Source organism: Duganella sp. OV510 (assembly GCF_900100205.1).
Classification (GTDB): Bacteria; Pseudomonadota; Gammaproteobacteria; order Burkholderiales; family Burkholderiaceae_D; genus Rugamonas.
Genome location: NZ_FNEQ01000003.1, coordinates 282,013 through 299,085 on the forward strand (window position 1 = coordinate 282,013; position 17,073 = coordinate 299,085).

A 17,073-nucleotide genomic window follows, 5' to 3' on the forward strand; every position below is an offset into this window, starting at 1 on the left:
TTCAGGCGGCCCGGTTGGACAGGGCTTCGCCAAATAACAGGGTTAGCCGGATAGGCGTGATGTCGCTGCGGTTCTGGATCAGGTTGAAGTACCAGGGCCCATCCTTGACGTCGCCGTACAGCACGGCCCCGGTAACGCGGTTGTCTCTCAGCACCAGCCGCTTGTAGACGCCACGGCGCGCGTCGCGCAGCACCAGGTCTTCACTGCCTTCGCCACCGATGAAGTCACCGACCGAATACAGGTCGACGCCGGTGACTTTCAGCCGTGTCGGCGAAGTTTGCTGCACATAGCGTCGCACGCCAGCGCCGGCCAGGTGCGCGCCGCAAACGCGCGCCTGGTCCCAGATCGGCGCCACCAGGCCAAAAGTGGCGCTGCGGTGCTGCACGCATTCGCCAACGGCGTAGATGCGCGGATCATAGGTCTGCAAGGTGTCGTCCACCACGATGGCGCGTTCGCAATGCAGGCCGGCGGCCTTGGCCAGCTCGATATTCGGACGCACGCCGGCAGTCATCACCACCAGGTCGGCCGGAATCTCACTGCCATCCTTGAAGCGTACACCGGTGACGCGGTCCGGGCCGAGAATCTCCTCGGTTTGCGCGCCCATTATGAACTTGAGTCCCTTGGCCTCCAGCGCCTTTTGCAGCAGCAGCGCGGCAGGCTTGTCGAGCTGCTGATTCATTAACACGTCGCTGACATGCACCACGGTCACGTTCATGCCCTGGCGTTGCAGGCCGTTGGCCGCCTCAAGTCCCAGCAGGCCGCCGCCAATAATGACGGCGTTGCGATGATTGCGCGCCATTGCCAGCATCTGTTCCACATCCTGGATATCGCGGAAAGCCAGTACTCCTTTCAGCTGATGGCCCGGCACCGGAATGATGAAAGGTTTGGAGCCGGTGGCGATCAGCAGTCGATCGTACTTCACTTCCAGGCCGGACTTTGCGCGCACTATACGTTTGCGGCGGTCGATGTGCACCACCGGATCGCCGGCGTGCAGCGTGATATTGTGCTGCACATACCATTCGCGCGTGTTGAGCATGATGTCTTCCATGCTCTTCTCGCCCGCCAGCACCGGCGACAGCAGGATGCGGTTGTAGTTACCGTGCGGCTCGGCGCCGAACACGGTGATGTCGTACATGTCCGGCGCCAGCTTGTACAGTTCCTCGACCGTACGCATGCCGGCCATGCCGTTGCCGATGACGACAAGCGCGGGTTTCACAGGCCTACCCAGACTTTGCCGCCGTCGATGCGCACAGGATAGGTGCCCACCGAATGCTCCGGCGCTTCCAGGCACTCACCGGTCTGCAAGTCGAAGTGCTGCTTGTAGATGGGCGAAGCCACCACAATGCGCTCGCCCAGCGACCCGACCAGGCCACGCGACAGCACAGACGCTTCGGAATTCGGATCATAGTTATCGATGGCGAATACGCGCGGCTCGCCCGCATCGACGTGAAACACTGCCACCTGCATGTCGTTCAGCAGCGCACACACGCCGGTGTTGGGCACGATGTCATCCAGTTTGCAGACGGCGATCCAGTTATCGGTTTGAATATCACGGTGCATCATCTTCTCCTCAAGCTGCCTTGACTGCAATAGGGATCACGCGCTTGCGCTCTTCGATCGTGGCCGGACGGATCTGGCCGCGTTCTTCCATGAACAACACGTTCTCATCGCCCTTGTCGCTGTTGACGAAGTGGCGGAAGCGCTTGCGCGTCTCTGGATTCTCGACCGCCTCCTTCCACTCGCAAGCGTAGGTGTCGACCACATGCTGCATATCGGCTTCCAGCTCGGCGCCGATGCCCAGTTTATCCTGCACCACCACCTGTTTCAGGTAATCCAGTCCGCCTTCCAGGTTCTCGCGCCAGGTGCTGGTACGTTGCAGACGGTCGCCGGTGCGGCTGTAGAACATCAGGAAGCGGTCGATGTACTTGACCAGCGTCTCCTTGTCCAGCTCCGTCGCCAGCAGCTCGGCGTGACGCGGCTTCATGCCGCCATTACCGGCCACGTACAGGTTCCAGCCTTTTTCGGTGGCGATGATGCCCACGTCCTTGCCCTGCGCTTCGGCGCACTCGCGGGTGCAGCCGGACACGCCGAACTTGATCTTGTGCGGCGTGCGCAGGCCTTTGTAGCGGTTTTCCAGTTCAATCGCCAGACCGATGGAATCATCGACACCGTAGCGGCACCAGGTCGAGCCGACGCAGGACTTCACGGTACGCAGCGACTTGCCGTAGGCGTGGCCGGATTCAAAGCCGGCGGCGATCAGTTCTTCCCAGATCAGCGGCAACTGCTCCACGCGTGCGCCAAACAGGTCGACGCGCGCGCCGCCGGTGATCTTGGTGTACAGGCCATACTTCTTGGCCACCATGCCGACCGCGATCAGGCCATCGGCGGTCACCTCGCCAGCCGGCATGCGCGGCACCACCGAATAGGTGCCATCCTTCTGGATATTGCCGAGGAAGTAGTCGTTGGTATCCTGCAGGCTAGCGTGTTCCTTCTTCAGCACGAACTCGTTGTTGATGGTCGCCAGAATGCTGGCGGCCAGCGGCTTGCAGACGTCGCAGCCGAGCCCTTTGCCGTGCTTGTGCAGCAAGTCGCTGAAAGTGCTGATCTTGCCGACTTTGATCAGATGGAACAGCTCCTGGCGCGAATAGGCGAAGTGTTCGCACACATGGTTATTCACCTCCATGCCCTGCTTCTTCATCTCGGCCTTCATCACCTGCGTTACCAGTGGCACGCAGCCGCCGCACGCAGTGCCTGCGGTGGTGCAGGATTTCAGTTCGCCGATGGTGGTGGCGCCGTTCTGCACGGCGGCGCACAGCTGGCCTTTGGAGATGTTATTGCAGGAGCAGATCTGCGCGCTATCCGGCAGCGCGTCCACGCCCAGCGCCGGCCTGGCGGCGCCGTCGGATTGCGGCAGGATCAGGAACTCCGGCGATTCCGGCAGTTCGATCTTGTTCAGCATCATTTGCAGCAGCGTGCCGTATTCGGCAGCGTCACCGACCATCACGCCACCCAGCAGGTATTTGCCGCAGCTGGACACGACGATCTTTTTGTAGATCTGTTTGCGCTCGTCGATGAACTGATACGAGTGGCTGCCCTCTTCCTTGCCATGCGGGTCGCCGATCGAGGCGACGTCTACGCCCATCAGTTTCAGCTTGGTGCTCATGTCGGCGCCGGCGAATTCCGCCGCTTCGCCCAGGATGTGCCTGGCGGCGACACGCGCCATTTCATAGCCCGGCGCCACCAGGCCGAAGATCAAGCCACCCCATAGCGCGCACTCGCCGATTGCATACACATGCGGATCGGAGGTGACGCAGTTGTTATTGATTTCGATGCCACCACGCGGGCCGATCGCCAGGCCGGCTTCCTTGGCCAGCATGTCGCGCGGACGGATACCGGCGGAGAACACGATCATGTCGGCTTCCAGATAGCCGCCATCGGCAAACTCCATGCGGTGCGTGGCTTCGACGCCATCAACGATGGCAGTGGTGTTTTTCCCGGTATGGACAGTTACGCCCAGCTCTTCGATCTTACGACGCAGCACGCGGCCGCCGTGGTCGTCGACCTGCACCGCCATCAGACGCGGCGAGAATTCCACCACATGGGTGTCCAGCTTGAGGTCACGCAAGGCCTTGGCGCATTCGAGGCCCAGCAAACCACCGCCGATGACTACGCCGGTCTTGGCGCGCTGGCCGCATTCCATCATCGCTTCCAGGTCTTCGATGGTGCGGTAGACGAAGCAGTCCTTGCGGTCCTTGCCCGGCAGCGGCGGCACGAACGGGAACGAGCCGGTGGCGATGACCAGTTTGTCATACGGCAGAACCTCGCCTTCGCCAGTGGTGACGGTCTTCGCCTTGGTGTCGATGGCGGTGGCGCGGGTATTCAGGCGCAGCACCATGTCGTCGCGGTCGAAGAAGCCAGGCTTCACCAGCGACAGGTCGTCGGCGGTTTTACCGGAGAAGAATTCTGACAGGTGAACGCGGTCGTAGGCGGGACGCGGCTCCTCGCACAGTACCGTCACTTGCAGGTTGGCGACGCCACTATTCGCCAGGCTTTCCAGGAATTTGTGGCCCACCATGCCGTGACCGATAGCGATAATTTTCATGATGCCTTCCCTTTAAGCGGTAGCGATTGCGGATTTTTCGACGGTGTCTGCGCTGAAGCGCGCAGCCAGTGCGCACAGCGCGGAGATGGCGACCAGGACGCCGAGGATGCTCAGCGTCTGCTGCACATCGCCGGTGCCCTTCATCAGGAAGCCTGCGGCGACGGCGCCCACATTGCCGCCAGCGCCAATGATGCCGGCCACGCCGCCAAGGGCGCGCTTGTCGATGAACGGCACCACGGCGTAAGTCGCGCCGCATGCCATGTGGGTGAACAGGCCGAACACCAGCATGGCGCCGATCGCCAGCGCGGCATTGCCGGCGTGGGCAAACATCAGCAGGCCGGCGCCCTCTCCCAGCATCAGCACGAACAGCAGCGTGACGCGATGATTCAGATTGCCGCCGGCAGCCGCCTTGTCGGATACCCAGCCGCCCAGCGCGCGGGCGAACAGCGCCAGCAGGCCGAAGCTGCCGGCCGCCATGCCGGCTTGCGCCAGCGTCAGGTTGAAGTGGTCGACGTAATAAATGGCGGCGATGTTGTGAATGAAGATCTCGATGCCGAAGCAAGCACCGTAGGTGATGAACAGCAGCCATACGCGGTAGTTGGCAGCGGCCAGCTTGAACGACGACCAGCCACCTTTCTTTCCACCTTCAATCGCCACGCCTGCAGCACGCAACTCCTTGTAGTTACCTTGCGGACAGTCCTGCGTATAGCGGTAGTAGACGAAGGCCATGACGATCATCAGCACGCCCGGCACCATCAGCGCGGCGCGCCAGCCAAAGCCCTCGCTGACACCCAGCATCACCATGGCGGTCATCAGCAGCGGCATCAGGGCTTGCGCCACGCCGCCGCCGGCATTGCCCCAGCCAGCAGCGGCAGCATTGGCCGTGCCCACCACGTTAGGCGCGAACATCACCGAGGTATGGTACTGGGTGATGACGAAACTGGCGCCAGCCGCGCCGATGGCGAGGCGGAAGAACAAAAAGCTCTCGTAGCTCTGCGCGAAGGCGACGCCGATCACCGGGATGGAACCCAGCAGCAGCAAGCCCGTATAGGCTTTGCGTGGGCCGAAGTGATCGCACAGCGGGCCGACAATCAGACGCACGAGTATGGTGACGGCAACGGCGGCGATATTGATGTTGGCGATCTGGCCTGGCGTCAGGCCGAATTCCCCTTTAATCACCGGCATCAGCGGGGCGCAGGCGAACCACGCGAAAAAGCAGACGAAGAACGCCATCCAGGTCAAGTGAAACGCCCGCATCTGAGGCGTTGAAATCGAGAAGAGCTTGATGCTGGTAGCTTTGCTGGCCATTTTTTATCCCGTTCAGAAAACAAAAAGGCGTCCGCGCAACCGCAGGCCTCAAAGACCGGGTTGGGCGGACGCCGTTGTCCTGCCAGTCCGTCCTTGGACCAGCCATGCATTCGTGTACTTCCGGGAGATCGCCGTTGATCTCTTGCCCTATGCTTTGCAAGAGCCGTGCCAGTCGCTAAAACGCTGGCTTACAGGGGGATGCGGCGACCTGGCGCGGCGTGTGCGTGCCTGCGGTGCGATGTTGCGGTGCGCGGTGCACGCTATCGGTGCGCAATGACGGTGCGCTATACTGTGTTATCAAAAACTCAAATCACTTATCAATGGAACAGCCGGACTACAGCAAATACACCACCGAAGAACCCCAGGCGGCATCGGCATCGGCATCGGCATCGGCGCCACCGATCATGGTCGCGGGCAGGTGGCGGCGCATCGGCGCCTTCCTTATCGACGCGCTGATACTTGGCCTCGGTGGGCTGGCCGCAGGCGCCATCCTGGCGAAGCCGTTCACGGCGCTGGGACCATGGGGACGGCTGCTGGGCTTCGCGATTGCAGTCGTCTACTTCGGCTACACACAAAGCAGCAAGGGCGGCGGCCAGTCGCTCGGCATGCGGGTCCTCGGCCTGAAAGTCATCCGGCAGGATGGCGGCCTGCTGGACCTGCGGCAGGCGGTCGGACGCGCCACCATCTTCTGCGTCGCCTACTTCCTCAGCGGGTTGTCCACCTATCTCAGCGGCGGTAATCCATGGATCAATGGCATCCTGTCCACGCCGCTGTTCGCCATCTATTTCAGCATCCTCTACCTGCTGCTGTTTAACCGCCGCACACGCCAGTCGCTGCATGACCTGGCGTTCCGCGCGTATGTAGTCAAAACCGCCCCAGGTCCGCTCGCGCTGCCGGTGCTGCCGGTGTGGCGCGGCCATGCCATCATTGCCGGTGGCACGATTGTCGTGCTGACGGTCGGTGGCCTGCTGGCGACGTTGCCGATATGGCCGAACAATCCATTTACCGCCATGCTCCAGCTACAGCAGACGGTCGCCCGCATGCCCGGCGTGTACGAAGCTGCGATCGCGGTGAGCTTCCAGCAGTCCCAGGGCGTCACTGCGCCGATCCTGAGCGTCAGCACCACCATCGACAACTCGGTGTCCGACCGCGAGGCGCTGGCGCGCAGCATCGCCCGCACCGGACTGGAAAACTATCCCGACGGCCAGAACCTGCGGGCGGTGACGGTACGGCTGTCCAGCGGCTACGACATCGGCATCGCGCAGTCGTATCGCAGCTGGAACTACGCCTATCCGCCAATAGCATGGAAAAGCACGCCATGATCTGCCGCGCTTCTGCTGGCATTCGATACACTGCAATGGGAGAAGTCTGATGAGCGCAGCAAAATTCGCATCGATCGACGCCTATCTCGCTTCCGTCGATGCCCAGAAGGCGGAAACACTCAAGGCCATCATCGATTTCGTGGTGGCGGAATTCCCCAAGCTGCAAGCCAGGCTCGCATGGAACGTCCCGCACATTCACCTGGACGGAAAATACGTGATGGGACTGGCCGCCTATAAAAAGCACCTGACAGTGTCGCCATGGAGCGTTTTTGTCATGGATGACTTCAAGCAGCGCCTGGCGCCGTTGGTCGTGTTCAAGAACTGCTTCCAGATCCCGGTCGACTGGCATATCGACCGGGATCTGTTGCGAGACCTGGTGCGCGCCCGGTTGGCAGAGCTGGACTAGCCGGCGGCGGCCAGCGCGGCGGCGACCATTTCGTCGATCTCGCCGGAGATGTTGGACAGCACGCCGGCCACCACGGAGAACTCTTTACCGGCCTGTCCGGCGCGTGCGGCAACGATACGGGCGTTGAAGGCCACCATGCGCGCCTGGCGGTTGATGGTTTCAATGTCCGTAATCACGCCACGCAGCTGTTTGCGCATCAACCGCGCATTCTGCTTGGCTTGCTCCTCGTAGATGCCGGTGATGGCGTTGAGGATGGCCAGCGTCGGCGTGGTGATGTGCACCAGTTCAGCCAGCAGCTCGGCCGACTGCGCCGATCCTTGGGCGATCGCCTTCAACGTGCGCTCGCCCAGATCGGCGAAGGCAACGATCTGCCTGTCACCATCCAGCTTGCCGAAGTAGGCTTCGCGCAGCTCCGGGCAGAACACGCCCGGCAAGCCATCCGCTTCGCCCAGCAGCGACTTGTGCGCGCCACGGAACAGCGACAACGCTTCCTGTGCCGTGGCCGTGCTGCCATCCTGTCCCTGCGACGCCAGCAGCGCGTACAGCACGATGCGCTGCGACGTAAAGCGGCGGCGGCCCGATAGATTAATCAGCGCGCTGAATACTTCGCCGGACAGCGGCTTGCTGCCGGCAGGGGCAAGACCGGCAGTCGACATATCCATTACGCGGCCTCTTTGGCTGGATGCGCCTGTTTCCGGTACAGGAATTCCAGTACGGCGGTGCGGTACGCCATGTACTGCGGATCGGACGCGAGCGCCACACGGTCGCGCGGACGCGCCAGCTGCACATCAACGATCTCGCCGATGGTAGCGGCCGGGCCATTGGTCATCATGACGATGCGGTCGGACAGCAGCACCGCCTCGTCGACATCGTGCGTGACCATCACCACAGTGGACTTGGTGGCGGCGACGATCTTCAGCAGCTCATCCTGGAGATGGGCGCGAGTCAGTGCATCGAGTGCGCCGAACGGTTCGTCCATCAGCAGCACTTTCGGCTCCATCGCCAGCGCGCGGGCGATGCCGACACGCTGCTTCATGCCGCCAGAGATTTCATGCGGACGCTTGGCCTCCGCCGCAGTCAATCCCACCAGCGACAGCGCCTGCATGGTGCGCTCCCTCAGCTGTGCTTTCGGCTCGGTCTTGCCGAACACGCGCTCCACGCCGAGGTAGATGTTTTCATAGCAGGTCAGCCATGGCAGCAGCGAATGGTTCTGGAACACCACCGAGCGCTCCGGCGAAGGGCCGGCGATTTCGCGGTTGGCGCACAACAGCACGCCGTCGCTCGGCTTCAACAGGCCGGCGATCAGGTTGAGCAAGGTCGACTTGCCGCAACCGGAGTGGCCGATCAGCGTGATGAATTCGCCCTTGCGCACCGTCAGGTCGATCTCGCGCAATGCGTGGAACATGCCCTTCTTGGTGTGGAAGACCATCTCCACGCCTTCGATATCGATGAATTTGGATTCGTCCATGATCGCCGCTCCTTAGTTCGATACTTGTTCGTAGGTGAATGCACGGGCCAGCGCCACCAGCCCCTGTTCCAGCAGCAAACCCACCACGCCGATCGAGACGATGGCGATGATGATGTGCGGCACATTCAGGTTGTTCCATTCATCCCACAGCCAGAAGCCGATGCCCACGCCGCCGGTCAGCATTTCCGCCGCGACGATCACCAGCCACGCGGTGCCGATCGACAGGCGCACGCCAGTCAGGATGTAGGGCAGCGCCGATGGCAGCAGGATCTTGGTCAGCACCTTCCATTCGGAGAGATTCAGCACGCGGGCGACGTTCATGTAGTCCTGCGGCACGCGCTGTACGCCGACGGCGGTATTGATAATCATCGGCCAGATCGAGCAGATGAAGATCGACCAGATCGCGGCCGGATTGGCGGACTGGAATACCAGCAGGCCAATCGGCAGCCACGCCAGCGGCGACACAGGTTTCAGCAGGCTGATAATCGGCCCGAACATGCTGCCGATGAATTGCACGCGGCCGATCATGAAACCCAGCGGGATACCAACCAGCGCCGCCAGGCCGAAGCCGATGCCTACGCGCTGCAAGGACGCCAGCAGGTTCCAGCCGATGCCCTGGTCATTCGGGCTGTTGCGATAGAATGGATCGGAGAACATCTTGATCGCCTCTTCCAGCGTGGCGGCTGGCGTCGGGAAGGTCGCATTGTTCACGGTGATCAGCTGCCAGACCGCGACCAGCAAGGCGGCGCCCACCAGCGGCGCGACGATCTTCATCACGGTCGCGGAGACTTGCTGGCGCACGCGCGCGGTCGAGTTGGCGGCCAGCGGACGACGCGGCCGGCGGCCCGGCGCGGCAGCGACCGGCGCAGCAGCCTCCACCGGTTCAGCACTATCAGGTTTGAGCATGGCGTTCATGGCTAACTCCTGTCATCAGGCTTTGATCTTGAACGAGGCGGCGAACGCTTTCGGGTTCTTGCCGTCCCACACGGAACCATCCATCAGTTTCGAGGTACGCAGAGGACTCTTGGGTACCGGCGTTTTGGTCATGGTGGCCGCATCCTTGTACAAATCGATCTGGTTGACCGAGGTCGCCACGGCCAGGTAATCCGGATCGTCCTTCAGCAGGCCCCAGCGGCGGTGCTGGGTCATGAACCACATGCCGTCCGACAGGTACGGGAAGTTGACCGCACCATCGTTGTAGAACTTCATGTGGTTGGCGTCGTCCCAGGTCTTGCCGAGGCCATTCTGGTAGCGGCCCATGATGCGCTGGTCGATCGCATCCTTGCTGGTGTTGACATAGGATTTGTCAGCGATGACCTCGGCCATCTTGTTCTTGTTGGCCAGCGAGGCGTCGATCCACTTGCTTGCTTCCAGAATCGCCGCCATCATGGCGCGGCAGGTGTTCGGATTCTTTTTCGCGAATTCCAGCGTCGAGCCCAGCACCTTCTCCGGGTGGTCCTTCCAGATGTCCTGCGTGGTGGTGGCGGTGATGCCTACGCCATCCATGATGGCGCGGTGGCCCCATGGCTCACCCACGCAGAAACCGTCCATATTCCCGACGCGCATATTCGCCACCATCTGCGGCGGCGGCACGGTAATGACCTTGGCGTCCTTCATCGGGTTGATGCCGTTGGCGGCCAGCCAGTAGTACAGCCACATCGCGTGGGTGCCGGTCGGGAAGGTCTGCGCGAACGTGTATTCGCGTTTGTCGGTCTTCATCAACTTGGCCAGCGAGGCGCCATCGACCGCGCCCTTGTCGGCGATTTTCTTCGACAGCGTGATCGCCTGGCCGTTGTTGTTAAGGCCCATCAGCACCGCCATGTCTTTTTTCTGGCCGCCGATACCCATCTGCACGCCGTAAAGCAAGCCATACAGCACATGGGCCGCATCCAGATCGCCATTGGCCAGCTTGTCGCGCACGCCGGCCCACGAAGCCTCTTTGCTCAATACGAATTTGACGCCGTATTTTTTGTCGAAGCCCAGCACCGAGGCCATGACCACGGAGGCGCAGTCGGTCAGCGGAATGAAGCCGATCTTGACTTCTTCTTTCTCCGGCTTGTCCGAACCCGCTGCCCACACGCCACCCGTTGCCAATCCCAACATGCTTCCTCCCGCTACCAGACCTGCACCATGAATGATTTTCCTGCGTGTGACATCAACATCGTTCGCTGCATGCTCTTCGTGTTTCATGGTGATCCCTTCTGGTAGTCGTCAATAACTATGGGCCAAAAAAAACGCCTACCTCACGAACGGATTCATGATCGGTAGACGTCATTGTCTGGTGGGCCTCACCGCCGTTGGCGAGGCACATCCGCGCATCATTGCGCTTGCCTATAGCTATGCAATGTCCGTGCCAGACTGTTTACAGAGGGAAAGCGCAGCGTGGTGCACAAAAAAAATGCACCGCAACTGCGCGGTGCATCATTTTGGGGGGCTGTTTTAGCCCAGCAGGTCTTCCACGTCGAGGATGCGCTGGGCGACTTCGGAGAGTTTCAGGTTTTTGCTCATGGCCATGGAGCGCAGCTTCTGGTAGGCCTGCTCCTCGGTGTAGCGCTGGCGCTCCATCAGCAGGCCTTTGGCGCGTTCGATGACTTTGCGCTCGGCCAGCTTGCTCCTGGTATCGGACAGCTCGTCCAGCAGCTTTTGCTCGCGCTTGAACTGCGCCAGCGCCACTTGCAGCACCGGCTTGATGCGTTCACCCTGCAGGCCGGCCACCACATAGGCCGAGACGCCGGCTTCCACCGCCGCTTCCATGCTCTCGGGGTCCTGGTCCTCGGTGAACATGACGATCGGACGGCGCTCGTCGCGGGTGGCGATGACCACGTGTTCCAGCACGTCGCGTGCGTCGGATTCGGCGTCAACGATAATCATGTCCGGCTGTAGCTGGGCGATGCGCTCGGGCAGGTACATATCCGGCGGCAGCGAGGCGATGATGTCGTAGCCCGCCTCCAGCAGCCCGATGCGCAGCACGCGCGCCCGCTCGGCCTGCGCATGCAGTGCCTCGTCATCCTCGTCATGGATGACGGTATTGACGACGACAATCCGCAAATTGGGCATGGCCGGCTTGGTTTTGATGATCATGCGCAGATTCTAAGTCAGAACCGACGCATTCTGCCAGCCCTGCTTCTAACGTTGCATGCCCCAGCGCCGCACGGTCAGCGTTTCCAGTGGACGGAATACGACGTTTTCCACCAGCAGGCCGATGAGGATGACGGCAGCCAGGCCGGCAAACACTTTGTCGGTGTAGAGCTCATTGCGGTTCTGGAAAATGTACCAGCCGAGGCCCCCCTGTCCCGCCGTGGTGCCGAATACCAGCTCGGCGGCGATCAGCGTGCGCCACGCAAAAGCCCAGCCGATCTTCAGGCCTGACAGGATCGAGGGCAGCGCCGCCGGCACCAGGATGTGCAGCACGAAGCGCAGGCCGTTCAAACCGTAGTTGCGGCCGGCCATGCGCAGCGTTTCGGGCACGGACTGGAAGCCCGCATAGGCGCCCAGCGCCAGCGGCCACAGCACCGCGTGAACGATGACGAACAGCAGACTGCCGCGTCCGAGGCCAAACCACAGCAGCGCCAGCGGCAGCAGGGCGATGGCCGGCAGAGGATTGAACATGGCGGTCAGCGTTTCCAGCAGGTCGCGGCCGATGCGGGTGGAGGCGGCCAGCGCGGTCAGCGCGAAGGCGGCGATGATGCCGAGGGCATAGCCTTGCAGCAGGACGGCCAGCGAGACGCGCATGCGGTCAAGCAGTTCACCGCTGACGATACCGTCAACGAAAGCCTGCGCGGTTTGCAGGAAGGTTGGCAGCAACAGGTCGTTGGCCTGATAGCGGGCGATGGCTTCCCACACGGCGGCCAGCAGGATCAGGATCAGCGACTTGCGCAGCCAGGATTGCTGCCATGCGCGGCGCGCCAGCGGCGGCAGCGGATCGGCAGCGCGCATCGTTGGTGGTGCGACCGTGTATTCACGCTCTTGCCGGATCGGCGGATCAAGTAGCAAACTCATACTCCGTCATTCCGGCGCAGGCCGGAATCCATGGAACGCGTGACGGCCCGCTCAGCATGGGCAACCGCGTTGGCCGGTGCGGCCTCGCCAAACAGCAGCCCGTGAATGCGCTGCGTCGCCGCCTGAAACTCGGCGCTGCCCGCACTGGCCAAATCAAACTGATGACTATTCAATTCCGCCCTGACCTGCCCCGGATGCGGCGACAACAACAGAATCCGATTCCCTACCACCAGCGCCTCCTCAATCGAATGCGTCACGAACAACAAGGTAAAGCGCAACTCCTCCCACAGTCTTCCCAGCTCCTCCTGCATCTTGCGCCGAGTCAGCGCATCGAGTGCCGCGAACGGCTCATCCATCAGCAGTATCTCCGGCTGCATCGCCAGCGCACGCGCAATCGCCACGCGCTGCTTCATGCCGCCCGATAGCGTGTGCGGATGCGCATGCTCAAATCCCGCCAGCCCCACCTTGACGATCCAGTGCCTGGCCCGTTCCTGCGCCTCATGCCGGCTGACGCGCTTGGCCATCAGCAGCGGGAACATGACATTCTCCTTCACCGTCTTCCACGGCGGCAGCTGGTCGAATTCCTGGAACACCACGATCCGGTCCGGCCCCGGCCCGCGCACCGGCGCACCGTGGACCGAGATGCTGCCGGCGGCCGGCGTCAGGAATCCCGCGGCAGCCTTCAGCAGCGACGATTTGCCGCAGCCCGAAGGCCCCAGCAGCACAAAGCGGTCGCCGCGATACACATCGAAGCTGACATCGTGCGTGGCGCGCGTGCCGCCATACTCCAGGGTCACGCCATCGGCGCGCAACAGCGGCGCGATGCCCCCGGTCGGGCTGACGATCTGCAAACTCATGATCCGGCCGCGATCACAGGATCGTCAAAGAAGTAATCGCGCCAGCTGGCCGGCTGCTTCTTGATCGCGCCCACGCGATACAGGAATTGCGCCAGCCCATAGGTATTCTGCGGCGCCACGCTGAAGTTCACCTGCGGATTCCTGATAATCTTCAGCAGCAGCTCGCGGTCCACCTTGGCCTTGCTGACGCGCAGATACGTATCGGCAGCACCCTCCGGATTCTTGCTGATGTACTGTGCCGCCTCCGCCAGCGCGGCGGTGAAGGCGCGATACGTTTTTGGATTCTCGTTGCGGAACTTCTCGGTTGCATACAGCACGGTGGCCGAACTGGGGCCGCCCAGCACATCGTAGGAATTCAGGATGATGCGCGCATTCGGATTGCCGGCCAGTTCCTGCTCCTGGAACGGCGGATTGCCGAAGTGGCCGTTGATCTCCGTGCCGCCGGCGATGATGGCTGCCGCCGCATCCGGATGCGGCAAGGTCTGCGTGTACTTGTCCAGCCGCGCGAACTCCTTGTCGCCCCACTGCCTGGCCGCCGCATATTGCAGGATGCGCGACTGCACCGACACCGTCACCGCCGGCAGCGCAATGCGGTCTTTCTCGGTCAGGTCCGCAATCGACTTCACCTTCGGATTGGTGCTGACCAGGTAATAAGGGAAGCTGCCCAGCGATGCCACGCCCTTCACATTCTGCTTGCCGTTGGTGCGGTCCCAGATGGTCAGCAGCGGGCCGACGCCGGCGCCGGCAATGTCGATGGCGCCCGACAGCAACGCGTCATTCACCGCCGAGCCGCCGGACAGTTGCAAGCGCTCCACGGTAATATCAACGCCCAGCTTCTTGCCCTGCTTCTCGATCAGTTGCTGGTCCTGCGCCACATTCAGCAGCAGGTACACGACGCCGAACTGCTCGGCGATACGGATACGGCCCTCGGCGTGTGCCGGAGCGACGAAGGCCAGGCTTAGCGCCAGCGTGGCGGCAGTCAGTTTGAACATGGTAGTCCTCGTTGAATTAGAAAGGCAGGTCGCCTTCGATGGTGGTGCGATACAGCTTGCGGCGCAGATGTGCCGGCGTGCCGGCCGCCAGATGCATCAGCGAGCGGTTGTCCCAGAAAATCAGGTCGTGCGGCTGCCAGCGATGGCGGTAGACGTGCTGCGGCTGCACGCTGTGCGCGAACAGTTCGGCGAGCAGCGCACGGCTCTCGTCTTCCGGCAGTCCGACGATGCGGGTAGTGAAATGCTCGCTGACGAACAATGCCTTGCGGCCCGTCTCCGGATGCGTGCGCACCACCGGGTGCACCACCGGCTTGACCTCGTCGATCTGCGCTTGCGTCAGCGCCGGGCGGAAAGGACTGCGGCGGCGCAGCTCCTCGTACTGGGCCAGATAACTATGCTCGGCGCGCGCGCCATGCACCGCGTTGCGCAAGGCGACGGGCAACGTCTCCCAGGCAAGGTGCATATTGGCGAACAGCGTATCGCCACCTTCGGCCGGCAGCTCCTGCGCATGCAGCATCGAACCCAGGCTCGGCGTCACCTTGTACGACAGATCGGAGTGCCAGAAATGGCCGGCGTCACCGAGGCCGATCGGCTGGCCATCCTCGATGATGTTGGAAATAATCAGCACTTCCGGGTTGGAAGGCAGCTGGAAGTTGCGCAGCACATGAATTTGCAGCGGACCGAAACGGCGGCTGAAATCCACCTGCTGCTGCGGCGTGATGCGCTGGTCGCGGAACACCAGCAGATGGTGGTCCAGGTGCGCCTTGTGCAGGCGTTGGAAGTCCCGCTGTGGCAGCGGACGGTTCAGGTCCAGCCCGAGAATCTCGGCGCCCAGCGGCGCATCCAACAACGCGACCTGAAAAGTATCCTGCAGAACGGCAGCCATCGCACATACCCCGTCAATAATGTGCGATACAGTCTATGCCGCGATCCTTATTTAGAAAACGAAGCTTATCCGATATCGTTATTACCTGAACGCCTGAGGAGCCCTATCGATGCTGAGTGCCATCCAAGAACTGATGAAGCCCCCTGCCGGCATGGCCTTCGACTTCAGCCAGCCAGCCGGCGAGCCAGCGCTGTCGCCGTCGAATGGCGTTTCCTGGAGAATATTCGCGAACCCGGTGGTGTTGTTTGTCGGCGGCGTCACGGCGGTGCTGCTGGAGCTCGCCGAGCCGTCGGTACGCACCGGCGTGTGGGACCACAGCAGCTTCCAGCGCGATCCGCAGACGCGGCTGAAACGCACCGGCTTCGCCGCGATGATGACCGTCTACGGTCCGCGCTCGGCGGCGGAAAAGCTGATCGCCCACGTGGTGCACATGCACGGCCACGTCCAGGGGACAACGCCGGACGGCACCGCCTACCGCGCCAATGATCCGCGCCTGCTGGACTGGGTGCACGCCACCGCCGGCTTCGGCTTCACCGAGGCCTATCACCAGTATGCGCACCGTTTGTCGCGGGAAGAAAAGGACGCCTCCTTTGCGGAAGGCGAATCGTCCGCCCTGCTGTATGGCGCCGTCGGTGCGCCGCGCTCGTGGGCGGAATGGGAAACACTGCTGGAAGCCACCGCGCCCGGGCTCGAAGGCTCGGACATCCTTGCGGATTTCATGCAGATCATGGCGCAGGCGAAGATCTTGCCGGCGCCACTGCGCTGGCTGCAACGCCTGCTGGTGCGCGCAGCGGTAGACATCACGCCCGAACCAGTGCGCTCGCTACCGCAACTACGCGGCCGTGGCCTGCGCTTCGGCGAAGCCACACTGGTGCGCGCGCTGGCCCGCGCCGCGACGCTGGTGCCGCTGGGCGACACGCCACCGGTACAGGCAGCGCGCCGCCTGGCGGCGTCCGGCGCTTAGGCCGTTTCGTACTTCGCCAGACGCTGCTGGACGGCTGGCGCCAGCTGGTCCAGCGCGCTGACGGCGATGCCCATGTCTTGCAGCTTGCCGTCGTTGATGCCGTAGACCCAGCCGTGCACGGTCAGCTCCTGGCCGCGATCCCAGGCGTCGCGCACGATGGTGGTTTGCACCACGTTGGAGACCTGCTCCACCACATTCAGCTCGACCAGACGCTCCGAGCGCTTCTGCTCGTTGACCACGGTGCCCATATAACGCTCGTGCTTCTGATGCACATCCGTGACATGGCGCAGCCAGTTGTCCACCAGGCCGACGCGGGTGCCGGTCATGGCCGCGTGCACGCCCTTGCAGCCATAGTGGCCGACGATGATGACATGCTTGACCTTCAGCACCTCCACCGCGAACTGCAGCACCGACAGGCAGTTCAAATCCGAATGCACCACCACGTTGGCGATGTTGCGGTGAACGAACACATCGCCAGGCGCCAGGCCCAGCAGCTCATTCGCCGGCACGCGGCTGTCCGAGCAACCGATCCACAGGTATTCCGGTGCGGCCTGGTTGGCCAGACGCCGGAAGAACTCCGGGTCGCGCTCGACTTCCGACGCCGCCCAGTTGCGGTTGTTCTCCAGCAGGTGACGCAGTGGCGAAACGCTGTTTTTCAGACTTTCCATGATGCTCCTCTCGTACATAAAGAGACCGCCGGTCTGCCTCAAAAGAAGGCAGCGCGGCGGTCTTGATACTACCAATCCAGCGTTACAACGAAGTGATTCAT

17 protein-coding genes are annotated in these 17,073 nt (G+C 62.4%); 3 read left to right on the forward strand and 14 right to left on the reverse strand.

Going from position 1 to position 17,073, the window contains the following annotated elements; all coding sequences use genetic code 11:
- Position 1: 1 nt before the first annotated feature.
- From BLS51_RS11115 to BLS51_RS11130, 4 genes are read right to left on the reverse strand one after another with little or no spacing between them, the layout of a single operon-like run.
- Complete coding sequence (locus BLS51_RS11115) at positions 2-1,216, reverse strand: NAD(P)/FAD-dependent oxidoreductase (RefSeq protein ID WP_090182764.1); 1,215 nt, start codon at positions 1,214-1,216, stop codon at positions 2-4.
- Positions 1,213-1,560, reverse strand: coding sequence for a nitrite reductase small subunit NirD (gene nirD, locus BLS51_RS11120; RefSeq protein ID WP_090182762.1), 348 nt, complete (start codon positions 1,558-1,560; stop codon positions 1,213-1,215). Before nirD ends, BLS51_RS11115 begins: the two co-directional genes overlap by 4 nt.
- Positions 1,561-1,570: 10 nt before the next feature.
- Entirely contained in the window at positions 1,571-4,102 is a 2,532-nt protein-coding gene (nirB, locus tag BLS51_RS11125) for a nitrite reductase large subunit NirB (protein WP_090182759.1), read from the reverse strand.
- Between the two features lie 12 nt (positions 4,103-4,114).
- Positions 4,115-5,410, reverse strand: a complete 1,296-nt coding sequence (locus BLS51_RS11130) for an MFS transporter (RefSeq protein WP_090182758.1) — start codon at positions 5,408-5,410, stop codon at positions 4,115-4,117.
- 320 nt (positions 5,411-5,730) lie between these two features.
- On the opposite strand from BLS51_RS11130, the gene BLS51_RS11135 reads away from it, so the two are divergent.
- Positions 5,731-6,732, forward strand: a complete 1,002-nt coding sequence (locus BLS51_RS11135; RefSeq protein ID WP_090182756.1) for an RDD family protein — start codon at positions 5,731-5,733, stop codon at positions 6,730-6,732.
- Between the two features lie 49 nt (positions 6,733-6,781).
- Positions 6,782-7,138 (forward strand): iron chaperone, encoded by a 357-nt coding sequence (locus BLS51_RS11140; protein WP_090182754.1) that lies wholly within the window; start codon positions 6,782-6,784, stop codon positions 7,136-7,138.
- Here the strand turns inward: BLS51_RS11140 and BLS51_RS11145 are convergent.
- The 9 genes from BLS51_RS11145 to BLS51_RS11185 form a co-directional block, all read right to left on the reverse strand.
- Positions 7,135-7,800 carry a methyl-accepting chemotaxis domain-containing protein gene (locus BLS51_RS11145; RefSeq protein WP_090182751.1) on the reverse strand — a complete coding sequence of 222 codons (666 nt, stop codon included), beginning with the start codon at positions 7,798-7,800 and terminating at the stop codon, positions 7,135-7,137. The two genes, BLS51_RS11140 and BLS51_RS11145, sit on opposite strands and share 4 nt — an antisense overlap.
- Positions 7,800-8,606: an ABC transporter ATP-binding protein gene (locus tag BLS51_RS11150; protein ID WP_090182748.1), complete on the reverse strand. Its 807-nt coding sequence runs from the start codon at positions 8,604-8,606 to the stop codon at positions 7,800-7,802. Before BLS51_RS11150 ends, BLS51_RS11145 begins: the two co-directional genes overlap by 1 nt.
- 12 nt (positions 8,607-8,618) lie before the next feature.
- Positions 8,619-9,521 carry a nitrate ABC transporter permease gene (ntrB, locus tag BLS51_RS11155; RefSeq protein WP_090182745.1) on the reverse strand — a complete coding sequence of 301 codons (903 nt, stop codon included), beginning with the start codon at positions 9,519-9,521 and terminating at the stop codon, positions 8,619-8,621.
- A 15-nt stretch (positions 9,522-9,536) separates the two neighbouring features.
- A complete protein-coding gene (locus BLS51_RS11160; RefSeq protein WP_090182743.1) occupies positions 9,537-10,709 on the reverse strand; it encodes a CmpA/NrtA family ABC transporter substrate-binding protein in 1,173 nt (390 codons plus the stop codon).
- A gap of 336 nt (positions 10,710-11,045) precedes the next feature.
- Positions 11,046-11,663 (reverse strand): ANTAR domain-containing response regulator, encoded by a 618-nt coding sequence (locus BLS51_RS11165; protein WP_090183487.1) that lies wholly within the window; start codon positions 11,661-11,663, stop codon positions 11,046-11,048.
- A gap of 69 nt (positions 11,664-11,732) precedes the next feature.
- Positions 11,733-12,605: an ABC transporter permease gene (locus BLS51_RS11170; RefSeq protein ID WP_090182740.1), complete on the reverse strand. Its 873-nt coding sequence runs from the start codon at positions 12,603-12,605 to the stop codon at positions 11,733-11,735.
- Positions 12,602-13,462 (reverse strand): ABC transporter ATP-binding protein, encoded by an 861-nt coding sequence (locus BLS51_RS11175; protein WP_090182737.1) that lies wholly within the window; start codon positions 13,460-13,462, stop codon positions 12,602-12,604. The genes BLS51_RS11170 and BLS51_RS11175 overlap by 4 nt, the downstream gene beginning before the upstream one ends.
- Entirely contained in the window at positions 13,459-14,454 is a 996-nt protein-coding gene (locus BLS51_RS11180; protein WP_090182735.1) for an ABC transporter substrate-binding protein, read from the reverse strand. The genes BLS51_RS11175 and BLS51_RS11180 overlap by 4 nt, the downstream gene beginning before the upstream one ends.
- Before the next feature lie 16 nt (positions 14,455-14,470).
- A complete protein-coding gene (locus BLS51_RS11185) occupies positions 14,471-15,340 on the reverse strand; it encodes a TauD/TfdA dioxygenase family protein (protein WP_090182732.1) in 870 nt (289 codons plus the stop codon).
- Positions 15,341-15,449: 109 nt separating this feature from the next.
- On the opposite strand from BLS51_RS11185, the gene BLS51_RS11190 reads away from it, so the two are divergent.
- Complete coding sequence (locus tag BLS51_RS11190; RefSeq protein WP_090182730.1) at positions 15,450-16,304, forward strand: oxygenase MpaB family protein; 855 nt, start codon at positions 15,450-15,452, stop codon at positions 16,302-16,304.
- Here the strand turns inward: BLS51_RS11190 and can are convergent.
- Entirely contained in the window at positions 16,301-16,972 is a 672-nt protein-coding gene (gene can, locus BLS51_RS11195; RefSeq protein ID WP_090182728.1) for a carbonate dehydratase, read from the reverse strand. The genes BLS51_RS11190 and can overlap by 4 nt on opposite strands.
- Between the last annotated feature and the right edge of the window lie 101 nt (positions 16,973-17,073).